We start from the raw sequence: 14,376 nt of genomic DNA, 5'->3' as shown, positions 1-14,376 counted from the left end.
GCACTTCATCATCAAAACAAACACTATGAAAAACCTACTCACCAATCCTCAACCCTCTCAATCAGATTACATCAACGCTATTGTTAAACTTGGTTCACGCGTATATGAAGCCGCGCAAGTAACCCCTTTACAAAAAATGGGAAAACTTTCTGAACGACTGCACAATAATATCTGGATCAAGCGCGAAGATCGCCAACCAGTAAATAGCTTTAAACTACGCGGCGCTTACGCAATGATTTCTAGCCTTTCAGCAGAACAAAAAGCAGCTGGTGTAATAGCCGCTTCTGCGGGTAACCATGCGCAAGGTGTGGCATTATCAGCGAAACAATTAGGCTTAAAAGCATTGATCGTCATGCCACAAAACACCCCAAGCATTAAAGTGGATGCTGTGCATGGTTTTGGTGGCGAGGTGTTGTTGCACGGTGCTAATTTCGATGAAGCCAAAGCAAAAGCGATTGAGCTTTCAAAAGAAAAACACATGACATTTATTCCACCATTCGATCATCCATTGGTAATCGCAGGGCAAGGCACGTTAGCGATGGAAATGCTACAACAAGTGGCAGATTTGGATTATGTGTTTGTACAAGTCGGTGGCGGTGGTTTAGCTGCAGGTGTAGCAATTTTGCTTAAGCAATTTATGCCAGAAATTAAAATCATCGGTGTAGAATCAAAGGATTCTGCATGCTTAAAAGCCGCTCTCGACAAAGGCGAACCAACAGATTTAACCCATGTTGGATTATTTGCGGATGGTGTTGCCGTAAAACGCATTGGCGACGAAACATTCCGCCTATGCCAACAATATCTTGATGATATGCTATTGGTTGATAGTGATGAAGTGTGCGCAGCAATGAAAGATTTGTTTGAAAACGTTCGTGCTGTTGCGGAGCCATCAGGTGCATTAGGTTTAGCTGGTTTGAAAAAATATGCAAAACAAAACCATATTGAAGGCCAAAATATGGCGGCAATTTTGTCTGGCGCGAACTTGAATTTCCACACATTACGTTATGTATCTGAACGTTGTGAAATTGGTGAAAACCGAGAAGCTTTATTAGCCGTTACCATGTCTGAACAACCTGGTAGTTTCTTAAAATTTGCTTATGTATTAGGTAACCGAGCTGTAACCGAATTCAGTTACCGTTATACAGATGATAAACGTGCTTGCGTGTTTGTTGGGGTAAGAACGACAAATGAGCAAGAAAAAGCAGACATTATTGCAGACCTCACTAAAAATGGTTTTGATGTTGAAGATATGTCTGATGATGATATTGCGAAAACGCATGTTCGCTATTTAATGGGTGGTCGTGCAGCCAATGATAATGAACGCTTATATACGTTCGAATTCCCAGAGCAAAAAGGTGCGTTATTGAAATTCTTGGAAACGTTACAAAATCGTTGGAATATTTCATTATTCCACTATCGTGCCCACGGCGCGGACTATGGAAATATCCTTGCTGGTTTCCAAATTGAAGAACGCGAACAAGCAGAATTTGAACAGGCACTTGCTCAACTCAATTATGTTTTTGAAGATGTAACAGAAAGCAAATCTTATCGTTATTTCTTACGTTAATCTTATAAAAAAGGCGTGATATTTTTCACGCCTTTATATTATTCAAACTCTAATTCCACCGCACTTTCGCCAAGTAAATTCACTAATTCCGTCAGAATTTCATCTGTTGGAATAATCGACCATTGCACGCCCAAACGTAGCAACGCACGACCTTTCGGACTTTGATAATACACGTTAATCGGCAACGTTCCACCACTCACTGGCTCAAGTAATGCTTTAAGTTGTTTAATAAAACTTGGTGTAATTTGATGCTCAGAAAGACTAATAGCTAAAGATTTGACATAACGAGAACGAGCCTCATCTAAAGTCATTAATTCTCGCACCGTCATTTTTAAGCCACCAGAGAAATCATCAAAGCTCACCTGCCCAGAAGCAACAATCACTGTATCTTTTTGTAATTTCTCACCAAATTGTTCTAGGCTTTCACCAAATAATGTTAAATCTAAGCGACCTGAACGATCATCTAATGTTGCAATGCCTAGACGATTGCCTTTTTTCGTCATGGCAATTCTCGATGCCACGACTAGCCCTGCCACAGTGCTAATTTGTCCACGACGATTTGGTGCAAGATCTTTCAACCGCGTTGATGTGTAATGAGAAAGTTCTTTCAAATAGCGGCTAACAGGATGGCTGCTTAAATAAAGCCCCAAGGTTTCTCGTTCACCATCAAGGATTTGTTTTTCGGTATAGGGTGGTGTATTAGCATAGGCATTTTCCACTTCTTCATGGGTTTCAGTCAGCACACCGAACATATCCGTTTGTCCCATGGCTTCGTCTTTCGCATGCTGATCGGAAGCTCTAAGCGCATCTTCTAAATTCTTAGAAAGTGCGGCGCGATGTGGGCCTAATTTATCAAAGGCGCCCGACATAATTAAGCTTTCAAAGGTACGGCGGTTAATTTTTTTCAAATCTACACGAGCGCATAAATCGAATAAATCTTTGAAAATCCTCCCTTCATTTCTTGCCGTCACAAGTGCGTCAATCGGTCCTTCCCCCACACCTCTAATCGCGCCAATCCCATATACAATCTCACCTTGTTCATTGACACTAAAATGGTGTTTGCCGATATTAATATCTGGCGGCGTTACTTTTAAGCCCATACGCAAACATTCGTCGTACAACCCTACGATTTTATCCGTGTTATCCATTTCAGATGTCATCACTGCTGCCATGAATTCCGCAGGGAAATGAGTTTTTAACCAAAGGGTTTGGTAAGACACCAAGGCATAAGCAGCGGAGTGAGATTTATTAAAACCATAGCCAGCAAATTTCTCCACCAAGTCGAAAATCTTCATGGATAGCTCGCCATCTACGCCGTTTTTCTCTGCACCTTCTTTAAATACAGAGCGCTGTTTTGCCATTTCTTCTGGTTTCTTTTTACCCATCGCTCGACGCAATAAGTCAGCTCCACCCAGCGTATAACCAGCCAACACCTGCGCAATTTGCATCACTTGTTCTTGATACAAAATAATGCCGTAAGTCGGCTCAAGAATAGGTTTCAAGCTTTCATGTTGATATTCTGCGTCAGGGTAAGATACTTCTTCTCGTCCGTGTTTACGGTCGATAAAGTTATCCACCATGCCTGATTGCAACGGGCCAGGACGGAACAATGCCACCAACGCGATAATATCTTCAAAACAGTCAGGCTGCAGACGCTTAATCAAATCCTTCATTCCGCGCGATTCCAACTGGAACACTGCGGTGGTTTCGGAACGTTTAAGTAATTCAAAAGATTCAGGATCATCAAGTGGAATAGCGGTAATATCTACTCGAGGCTTGCCTTCACGCACCATACGAGCATTAATCATATCTAATGCCCATTTAATGATAGTGAGAGTACGCAAGCCTAAGAAGTCGAATTTCACAAGCCCTGCATATTCCACATCATTTTTATCAAAGTGAGTAACAGGATGTAAACCTTCATTATCACAATAGAGCGGTGCAAAATCAGTAATTAAGGTTGGCGAAATGACCACGCCACCAGCATGTTTACCCGCATTACGCGTCACGCCCTCCAGCTTGCGTGCCATGTCAATCAACGCTTGCACTTCTTCATCGCTATCGTACGCGGTCTGTAATTGTGGCTCAGCCTCAAATGCTTTCGCAAGCGTCATACCAGGATCTGGCGGAATTAATTTCGAAATACGATCAACAAAACCATACGGATGCCCCAATACGCGCCCCACATCACGAATCACCGCTTTCGCCGCCATGGTTCCAAAGGTGATAATTTGTGATACAGCACCACGGCCGTAAGTTTCAGCAACGTGCTCAATTACTCGGTCTCGACCATCCATACAGAAATCCACGTCGAAATCGGGCATAGACACACGTTCTGGATTTAAGAAACGTTCAAATAGCAAATCAAACTCTAGCGGATCTAAATCAGTGATTTTTAATGCATAAGCCACTAATGAACCCGCACCAGAACCACGACCCGGCCCAACAGGAATGTCGTTATCTTTCGACCACTGAATAAACTCCATTACGATCAAGAAATAACCAGGGAATCCCATTTGGTTAATTACATCCAGCTCAACTTGCAAGCGTTCATCATATTTTGGTCTTTTTTCTAACCGCACTTTTTCATCAGGGAATAAAAAAGCTAAACGCTCTTCCAAACCTTCTTTAGCTTTTTGCACCAAGAAATCTTCTGTACTTAAATCGCCAGTTGGAAACTGAGGCAAGAAATATTGACCAAGGCGCAAGGTGACACTACAACGTTGCGCGATTAATAATGTATTTTCTATTGCGGAAGGAATGTCAGCGAATAACTTGCACATTTCGTCTTCGCTGCGGAAATATTGTTGTGGGGTATAACGTTTTGGACGTTTAGGATCGTCTAAAGTATAGCCATCGTGAATCGCTACGCGAATTTCGTGGGCTTCAAAATCCTCTGCATTCAAAAACATCACATCATTAGTTGCGACTAGTGGTAAATTACAACGTTCTGATAATTTCAAAGCTGCTTGGATATAACGTTCTTCATCAGGTCTTCCAGTACGAGTAAGCGCAAGATAAAAATGATCAGCAAAAAATTCTTGGTAAAAAGCAACCGCACTTTCAATTTCTGCAGCGTTTTCTTTCAACAATTTTTTACCCACATCGCCTTGCGTCCCCCCTGATAAAATAATCACGCCCTCGCGATGTTCAATCAACCAATCTTGATCAATATAAGGTAAATCGTTATAACCTCGTTGATAAGCCTTTGATAACAATAAAGTAATATTTTTATAGCCTTCATTATTTTTAGCCAGCAAAGTAAGATCAAAGTATTCATCGCCACACAATGCACTTTTTACTTTTACATCTGCACCGATAATTGGCTTCATCCCCGAAGAAAGCATTTCGCCATAAAAACGTACCACACCGCAAAAATTAGTAAAATCCGTTAATCCCATCGCAACCATTTCATTGGCAGCACAAGCTTTCACGAGAGGTTTCACTTTGACGATACTGTCAATCATCGAAAAATCTGTGTGCGTGCGAAGATGGACGAAACGAGGCTGGGATGACATTGAAAATCCTTAAAGTGCGGTTAAATTTTGCCGTAAATATTGAGGCGATATTATAGCGAATTTTTCAAACAAATGCCTATGCAACAAACGGCTTTCCTAATTAGCTCGGATAACCGATTGCGTGAACAAAAAATGTTAAGTAGATCAAAATTTTGATAATTATCCGTTCCCATTTTGGGTGATTTCGGCTAGTCTACCAGCGATTTATTTATTTCAAGAGAATAAGGATGATCCTATGACAACTCTTTTTCATGTAGCGCAAAATTGGTTAAACCAAGATCCTGACACAGAAACTCGTGCAGAATTAACCGCACTTTTAGATGCCGCAAAAGGCGGAGATAAAGCGGCAGAAGCAGAATTGCACGCACGTTTTGATGGTCGCTTACAATTTGGTACAGCAGGTTTACGTGGCCGTTTACAAGCTGGCTCAATGGGGATGAACCGAGTTTTAGTTTCTCAAGCTGCTGTCGGTTTAGCGGAATATTTAAAAGATTACGATAAAGAACCATCAATCGTAATTGGTTACGACGGCCGTAAAAACTCTGATATTTTTGCCCGTGACACGGCTGAAATTATGGCGGGTGCAGGCGTAAAAGCTTATTTATTACCACGCAAATTACCTACGCCAGTTTTAGCTTATGCTATCCAATATTTTGATACCACTGCAGGTGTAATGGTAACAGCAAGCCATAACCCACCGGAAGATAACGGCTATAAAGTGTATTTAGGTAAAGCAAATGGTGGCGGTCAAATCGTTTCACCGGCAGATAAAGACATCGCAGCATTAATTGATAAAGTTGCGGCTGGCAATATCCAAGATTTACCACATAGCGATAATTATGTGGTGTTAAATGATGAAGTAGTAGATGCGTACATTGCAAAAACAGCATCATTAGCTAAAGAGCCAACTTGCGACATTAACTATGTTTATACCGCTATGCACGGTGTTGGCTATGAAGTTTTAAGTAAAACGCTAGCAAAAGCAGGCTTACCACAACCTCACGTAGTCGCAGATCAAGTTTGGCCAGATGGCACATTCCCAACGGTGAATTTCCCAAATCCAGAAGAAAAAGGCGCGTTGGATTTAGCAATTAAAGTGGCAAAAGAAAAGAATGCTGAATTTATCATTGCTAATGACCCAGATGCAGACCGTTTAGCCGTTGCTGTGCCTGATGCACAAGGCAACTGGAAATCACTACATGGCAATGTGGTAGGCTGTTTCTTAGGTTGGTACTTAGCAAAACAATATCAAGGTAAACAAGGCACATTGGCTTGCTCACTTGTTTCTTCTCCTGCGCTCGCTGAAATTGCGAAAAAATATGGTTTCCAATCAGAAGAAACCTTAACTGGTTTCAAATATATCGGTAAAGTATCTGGCTTATTGTTTGGTTTTGAAGAAGCATTGGGCTATTTAGTAGATCCAGACAAAGTACGCGATAAAGACGGTATTTCTGCAGCAATCGTGTTCTTAGATCTTGTGCGTAACTTGAAAAAACAAGGCAAAACTTTAGAGGATTATGCTGATGAATTTACCAAAGAATTTGGTGCTTATGTGAGTGGACAAATCTCTATTCGAGTAAGCGATCTTTCAGAAATTGGAAAATTAATGACCGCACTTCGTAACAATCCACCAGCGGAAATCGCTGGCGTGAAAGTGGCACAATTTATCGACCATACTAAAACAGATCGTCAAAGCGATATCCTTGTATTTAACTTGGAAAATGGCGGACGCTTAATTGCTCGTCCTTCAGGTACTGAACCAAAAATTAAATTCTACTTAGATGCGCGCGGTAAAGATCCAAAAGATGCAGATCGCGTATTAGCAGAATTTGATGAAGGTGTTCGTCACATTCTTCGCCAAGATGTTTATGGCAAACAAGATTGCTAATTGCTTCTAAAAATAACAATCCGCACTTTTTACGTGCGGATTGCTATTGGGTTTAATTCAGTACTAACCCGCAACAGCGATACGTTTCATATCTGTCATATAACCACGTAATTCTTGACCGATTAATTCAACAGGGTGGTTACGAATTGCATCGTTTACATCGCGCAAGGTGATGTTATCGATTTCCGCTACTGGAGTAGGCTCGCCCAAGTCACCTTTTTGAAGGTTAGGGATAATTTCTTTTGCAAGAATTGGAGTCGCTACGTTAGAGAATAAGTAGTTACCATATTCTGCAGTATCAGAAATTACCACGTTCATTTCGTATAAGCGTTTACGTGCGATGGTGTTCGCAATTAATGGTAATTCGTGAAGTGATTCGTAGTAAGCTGATTCTTCATAAATACCGCTTGCAACCATCGCTTCAAAAGCTAATTCCACGCCAGCTTTTACCATTGCAATCATTAATACGCCGTTATCAAAGTATTCTTGTTCGCTAATTTTGCCATCATATTTTGGTGCATTTTCAAAGGCGGTTTTACCTGTTGCTTCACGCCATGCGAATAAGTCTTTGTCGCCATTTGCCCAGTCAGCCATCATGGTCGCAGAGAAGTGACCGCTGATGATGTCATCCATGTGTTTGTAATATAAGAAACCAAGGCTTTCTTTGATTTGCTCAGCAAGTTCAAATGCACGTAATTTTGCACTGTTTGACAAGCGATCCATCATTAATGTGATACCGCCTTGTTTTAACGCTTCGGTAATGGTTTCCCAACCGTATTGGATTAATTTACCTGCGTATGCTGGATCTTTACCGTCTGCCACTAATTTGTCATAACATACGATAGAACCTGCCTGTAACATACCGCAAAGGATAGTTTGCTCACCCATTAAGTCAGATTTTACTTCTGCCACGAATGACGACTCTAAAACACCCGCTTTATGACCGCCAGTTGCAGCAACCCATGCTTTTGCGATCGCCATGCCTTCGCCTTTCGGGTCATTTTCAGGGTGGACTGCGATTAATGTTGGCACGCCGAAACCACGTTTGTATTCTTCACGAACTTCAGTACCCGGGCATTTTGGCGCAACCATCACAACCGTAATGTCTTTACGGATTTCTTCGCCAACTTCAACAATGTTGAAACCGTGTGAATAACCAAATGCAGAGTCTTTTTTCATTAAAGGCATCACATCAGCAACTACTTTAGAGTGTTGTTTGTCTGGTGTTAAGTTTACGACTAAATCTGCAGTTGGAATTAATTCTTCATAAGTACCCACTTTAAAGCCATTTTCAGTTGCACGTTGGAATGAAGCACGTTTTTCTACAATCGCTTCAGGGCGTAAGGCATAGCTAATATCTAAGCCAGAATCACGCATATTCAAACCTTGATTTAAACCTTGTGCACCACAGCCCACGATAACGATTTTTTTGCCTTTTAAGAAGTTTGCTTCATCTGCAAATTCTTCGCGATCCATAAAACGACAACGACCTAATTGGTCTAATTTTTGACGTAAATTTAATGTGTTGAAATAGTTAGTCATTTTCTTGTCCTTAATTGTGTAAGGTGAATAATTGTATGATGTTGTGTTTGCATATTTTTTTGTTGTGGGTGGGATTATAAAGTTTTTTGTGGTTGCGTAAAGTGATATTATAGGAATGTAACGTTGCGATTTGTGCAATTATGTTGTTTTTTTGTGGATTGGCATCGTATTTCGCTCGATGAGAGACCTACTTTCTTTTACTCGTGTAAAAGAAAGTAGGCAAAGAAAACACGCCCCAATTAAATCGCAGTTCTTTGCTTTGTTTCAATTTTCTTAACGGCAATTTGCTGAACTCGCTGCGCTCAAACAGACGCAAATTGCCTGAAAATTGAAAGTCGCAAAGGCGATTTATATGGGGATCAGAATATATCAGAGCGTTATTAAAAAGTGCGGTTAGTTTTCTGGTATTTTTTTAAAATACGCTAAATTTTACCCGCACTTTAAATTGAAGAAAGAACAAATTAGCTCCCTTCTTTGCCGCCTGAAAAATTGGAAATTTGTAGGAAATTTTCGTCTGTTTGAGCGTAGCGAGTTCAGAAAATTTCCGTTAAGCAAATTTCCAATTTTTCAGGAAGTAAGGCAAAGTAGGGCGTGTTTTCTTTTTGCCTACTTTTGCTTTGCACGAGCAAAGAAAAAGTAGGTCGCCGTCAGGCGAAACCCTGACTCAAATAAAATAGATATCATTATGGACTTCAACGATCTCAACTTATTCATCAAATTATCAGAAACCCAAAACTTCGCCAAAACTGCCGCCCAAAACCATATGTCTCCCTCTACGCTTTCCCGTCAAATTCAACGATTGGAAGACGAGTTAGGAAAAACGCTTTTTATCCGTGATAATCGCCAAGTAAAACTCACTGAATATGGCGAGAAATTTTTGCAATTTGCTAAAACAGAATGGCAAAACTGGCAACAATTTAAACAACAGCTCAAGGATGAATCAGATGAACTTTGCGGTGAAATTAAACTTTTTTGCTCTGTAACCGCATCTTATAGCCATCTTCCGCACGTACTTAAAGAATTTCGCCAGCGTTATCCTAAAGTGGAAATTCAACTGACGACGGGCGATCCAGCTCTTGCATTAGAGTTGATTCAAACACAACAAGTTGACCTCGCTATTGCGGGTAAGCCGAATAATCTGCCATCCAGCGTGGTATTTCATAAAATTGATGATATTAGCTTATCTTTAATTGCACCGCGTGTGGCTTGTTTGGCGACACAATTACTGCAAGAAAAACCCATTAATTGGCAGCAAATGCCTTTTATTTTCCCTGTTGAAGGGCATGCTCGACAACGGATTGAACAATGGCTACGGGAGAAACATATTAAACATCCGAAAATTTATGCTACCGTTGCGGGGCATGAAGGGATTGTTCCAATGGTGGGATTGGGATTCGGATTAGCGATGTTGCCTGATGTGGTCATTGACAATAGTCCAATGAATAATCAAATTTCCAGACTTAATCTTGATAGGACTGTTGAGCCTTTTGAATTGGTTATTTGTACCCAAAAAAGGAATCTAGAACAGCCCTTAATCCGTGCATTTTGGGCGATATTAGAATAGAATGATTAGTTGTTTAGAATAAGGATTTCTTATGTTTAAAGGTGTTCTCGTTTCATTACTTGCCTCATTTCTATTTGGCTATATGTATTATTTTTCTACGCTGTTGAAACCTTTGAGTGGCACGGATATTTTCGGTTATCGGATGATTTTTACGTTTCCCTTTGTTGTCCTTTCCGTGTTTATGTTTAAGCAGAAAAATGCGTTGATTCATCGCTTAAAACTTATCAAAAAACAACCGCACTTGGCATTGCCCTATCTATTTTGCGGCTTATTGATGGGGTTTCAAATGTGGCTTTTTCTTTGGGCGCCGAATAATGGTAGTTCGTTGAGCGTGTCTTTTGGTTATTTGCTTTTGCCTATTTTGATGGTGGCAGCGGGTCGCTTAATTTTTAAAGAACGTATTTCAACGTTCAAATTTATTGCAGTCGTAATTGCCGCATTGGGTGTGATTTCTAATATTGTGCTAAAAGGCGGGCTTTCCTGGGAAGCCATTGTGATTTGTGTTGGCTATACCACTTATTTTTCCGTTCGAAAAGCATTAAAAAATAGTGATCTCGCTTCTTTTTGTTTAGAGATGTTGAGCCTAATTCCAATTAGCATTTATTTTGCGTTGCAAACAGATTTCGCAGTGGTTGAACAAAGTAATCCTAATATTTGGGGGCTGCTTGTGTTGCTTGGATTAATTAGTGGCACGGCATTGATAGCTTATGTGATTGCCAGCAACATGTTACCAATGAATTTGCTTGGCTTACTTGGCTATGTGGAAACCATTATGATGATTTTCGTATCGTTTTTTATCGGTGAACAAATTGACGCCGAAAGTTATCCGCTTTTTATTTGTTTAGTGCTCGCTATGATTCTTGTTGTGCTTGATGGTGTGTACAAACAGCACGCAAAAGGAAGTTTATAAATGTCATTTAAAGAAATTACGCCACAACAAGCGTGGGAAATGGTCCAGCAGGGGGCGGTGTTAGCCGATATTCGCGATGATGCACGCTTTACCCACTCGCATCCTAAAGGTGCTTTTCATTTAACGAACCAAAGTTTTTTGCAATTTGAAAAATTAGTCGATTTTGACTCCCCCATTATTGTGAGTTGCTATCATGGCGTGAGCAGTAAAAATGTAGCGACCTTTCTAGTGGAACAAGGCTATGAAAATGTGTTTAGTATTATTGGTGGATTTGATGGCTGGGAGAAAGCAAATTTACCAGTAGAAAGAGAATATTAATTTAAATTGTAAAAATATATTGAATTAAGAATTTTATTCATGATTGTATTTAGTAATCTGTCCTTAAAACGAGGGCAAACCGAATTGCTCGAGAATGCCACGGCGACCATCAATCCAAAACAAAAAGTCGGTTTGGTGGGTAAGAATGGTTGTGGTAAGTCTTCTCTTTTTGCCCTATTAAAAAAAGAATTAACACCAGAGGGCGGCGAGGTCACTTATCCATCCAACTGGCGGGTATCTTGGGTGAATCAAGAAACGCCGGCATTGGATATTCCCGCCATTGATTATGTGATCCAAGGGGATCGTGAATATTGCCGTTTGCAACAAGAGCTTAATCAGGCAAATGAACGCAATGACGGTAACGCCATTGCGCGCATTCATGGGCAATTAGAAACCTTGGATGCGTGGACAATTCAATCTCGTGCAGCGTCTTTATTGCATGGTTTAGGATTTAGTCAAGAAGAAACAACACAGCCAGTGAAAGCCTTTTCGGGCGGTTGGCGAATGCGTTTGAATTTGGCTCAAGCTCTGCTTTGTCCATCAGATTTATTATTACTTGATGAACCGACGAACCATTTGGATTTGGATGCGGTTATTTGGTTAGAACGTTGGTTAGTGCAATATCAAGGCACCTTGGTATTAATTTCCCACGACCGTGATTTTCTCGATCCAATTGTGACAAAAATCCTCCATATCGAAAATCAGAAACTCAACGAATATACGGGCGATTATTCTTCCTTTGAAGTGCAACGAGCCACTAAATTGGCACAACAAACAGCGATGTATCGTCAGCAACAACAAAAGATCTCTCATTTACAAAAATATATTGATCGCTTTAAAGCCAAAGCTACCAAAGCCAAACAGGCGCAAAGCCGTATGAAAGCCTTAGAGCGCATGGAACTAATTGCACCAGCTTATGTGGATAATCCTTTTACTTTTGAATTTCGTCCACCGCAATCCTTGCCGAATCCGTTGGTGATGATTGAACAGGCGAGTGCGGGTTATGGTAGTGGAGAAAGTGCGGTAGAAATTTTAGGTAAAATTAAGTTGAATTTAGTGCCGGGGTCGCGCATTGGTTTACTCGGGAAAAATGGTGCGGGAAAATCAACCTTGATTAAACTTTTAGCGGGAGAACTGACCGCACTTTCAGGCATAGTGCAGTTGGCAAAAGGTGTGCAACTTGGCTATTTTGCCCAGCATCAATTAGATACTTTGCGCGCAGACGAATCTGCTCTGTGGCATATGCAAAAACTCGCGCCTGAGCAAACGGAGCAACAGGTTAGAGATTATTTGGGCAGTTTTGCGTTCCACGGCGATAAAGTAAATCAAGCAGTGAAATCCTTTTCAGGAGGAGAAAAAGCCCGCTTGGTGTTGGCTTTAATTGTTTGGCAACGACCGAATTTGCTATTACTTGATGAACCAACCAACCATTTGGATTTGGATATGCGTCAAGCATTAACGGAAGCGCTGGTGGATTACGAAGGTTCTTTGGTGGTGGTGTCTCACGATCGTCATTTATTACGCAATACCGTGGAAGAATTTTATTTGGTTCACGATAAAAAAGTGGAAGAATTTAAAGGCGATTTAGAAGACTATCAAAAGTGGCTGAATGAACAAAACAGCACGTCTGAAAATAAAGTCTCAGAAAAAGTGGGTGATAATGAAAATTCGGTTCAAAATCGTAAGGAACAAAAACGCCGTGAAGCAGAGTTACGCCAACAAACTGCGCCATTACGTAAAAAAATCGCGCAATTAGAAGAAAAAATGAATAAATTTTCTTCTGAGCTTGCGAACATAGAAAATCAGTTGGCTGATGCTGAATTATATAGTGCAGAAAATAAAGAAAAATTGACCGCACTTTTGGCACAACAAGTGGATGTGAAGAAAGCATTAGATGATGTAGAAACGGAATGGATGACCGTACAGGAAGAATTGGAAGAAATGCTTCAAGCATAAGGACAGATTATGAATCAAAGCCTTTTTCATCATAGCAAACAACAGGAATATTGCCCTCAATGTGGTGCGCCTTTGCAAATTAAACAAGGCAAAAAAGGGCTGTTTTTAGGTTGTTCTGCTTATCCTGAATGTGATTATTTGCGTCCTTTGCAACGGGCGGAACATAAAGTATTAAAAACACTTGATGAAATTTGCCCGAAGTGCGGTAATTTATTGCAGTTGAAACAAGGCAGTTTTGGGATGTTTATTGGTTGTAGCCATTATCCTGAATGTGATTTTGTGGTGCGGGAAGAATCTGAATCTGAGGAAAAAATTACTTGTCCTGAATGTAAAACTGGACATTTGATTTCTCGTCGAGGTCGCCAAGGAAAAATTTTTTACGGCTGTGATAATTTCCCTAAATGTAAATTTTCTTTGCCTGCCAAGCCTTATACCGTGCCTTGCCCAACGTGCCATTTTCCACTTTCTTTGTTAAAAAGCGAAGATGGGGAAAAACAAATTTTCCAGTGTGTAAATAAAACTTGCCGTCATATTTTTGAGCAATAAAAGTAAAAGAGTGAAATGAATAGAGAACAAATTGCCGAGACTCTTCGACAAAATCAAGTGGTTGCTTATCCCACTGAAGCTGTGTTTGGCTTGGGCTGTAATCCGCAAAGTGAAAGTGCGGTAAAAAAATTACTTGATTTGAAGCAACGCCCAGTGGAAAAAGGGTTGATTTTGGTGGCGCCTAGCTTGGATTTTTTCCGTCCTTTTGTCGATTTTGAGCAGATTAACGATGAGCAGCTTTCTCGCCTGCAAGGTAAATATGAACGCCCAACTACTTGGATTGTGCCAGCTAAATCGACCACCCCACATTTTCTCACAGGTAAATTTGATAGCATTGCAGTACGTTTGTGCGATCACCCGTCTGTGAAAGCTTTGTGTGAAATCACAGGTTTTGCATTAACTTCGACTAGCGCCAATCTGACTGGTGAGCCACCTTGTCGCACCGTCGATGAAGTGCGGTCACAATTCGGTGCAGATTTTCCAGTATTAGATGAAACTGTGGGCGGTGCACTCAATCCATCCGAAATTCGAGACTTGCGCACAAATCAACTTTTTAGACAGGGATAA

At 40.7% G+C, this 14,376-nt stretch carries 10 protein-coding genes; 8 read left to right on the top strand and 2 right to left on the bottom strand.

The genetic code is table 11. The annotated features are described in order from the left end of the window. Positions 1–25: 25 nt before the first annotated feature. Positions 26–1,567 carry a threonine ammonia-lyase, biosynthetic gene (ilvA, locus tag AC6H0A_RS08595; protein WP_005639823.1) on the top strand — a complete coding sequence of 514 codons (1,542 nt, stop codon included), beginning with the start codon at positions 26–28 and terminating at the stop codon, positions 1,565–1,567. Positions 1,568–1,605: 38 nt separating this feature from the next. Here the strand turns inward: ilvA and dnaE are convergent, their stop codons facing one another. Then, positions 1,606–5,085, bottom strand: coding sequence for a DNA polymerase III subunit alpha (gene dnaE / locus AC6H0A_RS08590; protein ID WP_179230871.1), 3,480 nt, complete (start codon positions 5,083–5,085; stop codon positions 1,606–1,608). A 235-nt stretch (positions 5,086–5,320) separates the two neighbouring features. Between dnaE and AC6H0A_RS08585 the strand changes: the two genes are divergently transcribed. After that, entirely contained in the window at positions 5,321–6,973 is a 1,653-nt protein-coding gene (locus AC6H0A_RS08585; RefSeq protein WP_179230870.1) for a phospho-sugar mutase, read from the top strand. A gap of 63 nt (positions 6,974–7,036) precedes the next feature. Here the strand turns inward: AC6H0A_RS08585 and ilvC are convergent, their stop codons facing one another. Next, complete coding sequence (gene ilvC / locus AC6H0A_RS08580; protein WP_179230869.1) at positions 7,037–8,515, bottom strand: ketol-acid reductoisomerase; 1,479 nt, start codon at positions 8,513–8,515, stop codon at positions 7,037–7,039. A 685-nt stretch (positions 8,516–9,200) separates the two neighbouring features. Here ilvC and ilvY point away from each other — a divergent pair. Genes ilvY through tsaC form a run of 6 tightly spaced genes read left to right on the top strand, consistent with a single transcriptional unit; the run spans position 9,201 to position 14,376 of the window. After that, positions 9,201–10,079, top strand: a complete 879-nt coding sequence (gene ilvY / locus AC6H0A_RS08575; protein ID WP_005639819.1) for an HTH-type transcriptional activator IlvY — start codon at positions 9,201–9,203, stop codon at positions 10,077–10,079. Between the two features lie 31 nt (positions 10,080–10,110). Beyond that, positions 10,111–10,989, top strand: coding sequence for an EamA family transporter RarD (rarD, locus tag AC6H0A_RS08570; protein WP_005639818.1), 879 nt, complete (start codon positions 10,111–10,113; stop codon positions 10,987–10,989). Further along, complete coding sequence (glpE, locus tag AC6H0A_RS08565) at positions 10,990–11,307, top strand: thiosulfate sulfurtransferase GlpE (protein ID WP_005639817.1); 318 nt, start codon at positions 10,990–10,992, stop codon at positions 11,305–11,307. Positions 11,308–11,346: 39 nt separating this feature from the next. Further along, positions 11,347–13,263: an ABC transporter ATP-binding protein gene (locus AC6H0A_RS08560; RefSeq protein WP_005639816.1), complete on the top strand. Its 1,917-nt coding sequence runs from the start codon at positions 11,347–11,349 to the stop codon at positions 13,261–13,263. Between the two features lie 9 nt (positions 13,264–13,272). Further along, on the top strand, positions 13,273–13,809 hold the full coding sequence (locus tag AC6H0A_RS08555; RefSeq protein ID WP_179230868.1) for a DNA topoisomerase family protein: 537 nt from the start codon (positions 13,273–13,275) through the stop codon (positions 13,807–13,809). A 15-nt stretch (positions 13,810–13,824) separates the two neighbouring features. After that, positions 13,825–14,376 carry an L-threonylcarbamoyladenylate synthase type 1 TsaC gene (gene tsaC / locus AC6H0A_RS08550; protein ID WP_179230867.1) on the top strand — a complete coding sequence of 184 codons (552 nt, stop codon included), beginning with the start codon at positions 13,825–13,827 and terminating at the stop codon, positions 14,374–14,376.

This window comes from Haemophilus sp. THUN1692 (genome assembly GCF_059704395.1).
The sequence above is the reverse complement of the archived record's forward strand: the minus strand, read 5'-3'. Positions and strand labels throughout refer to the sequence as shown.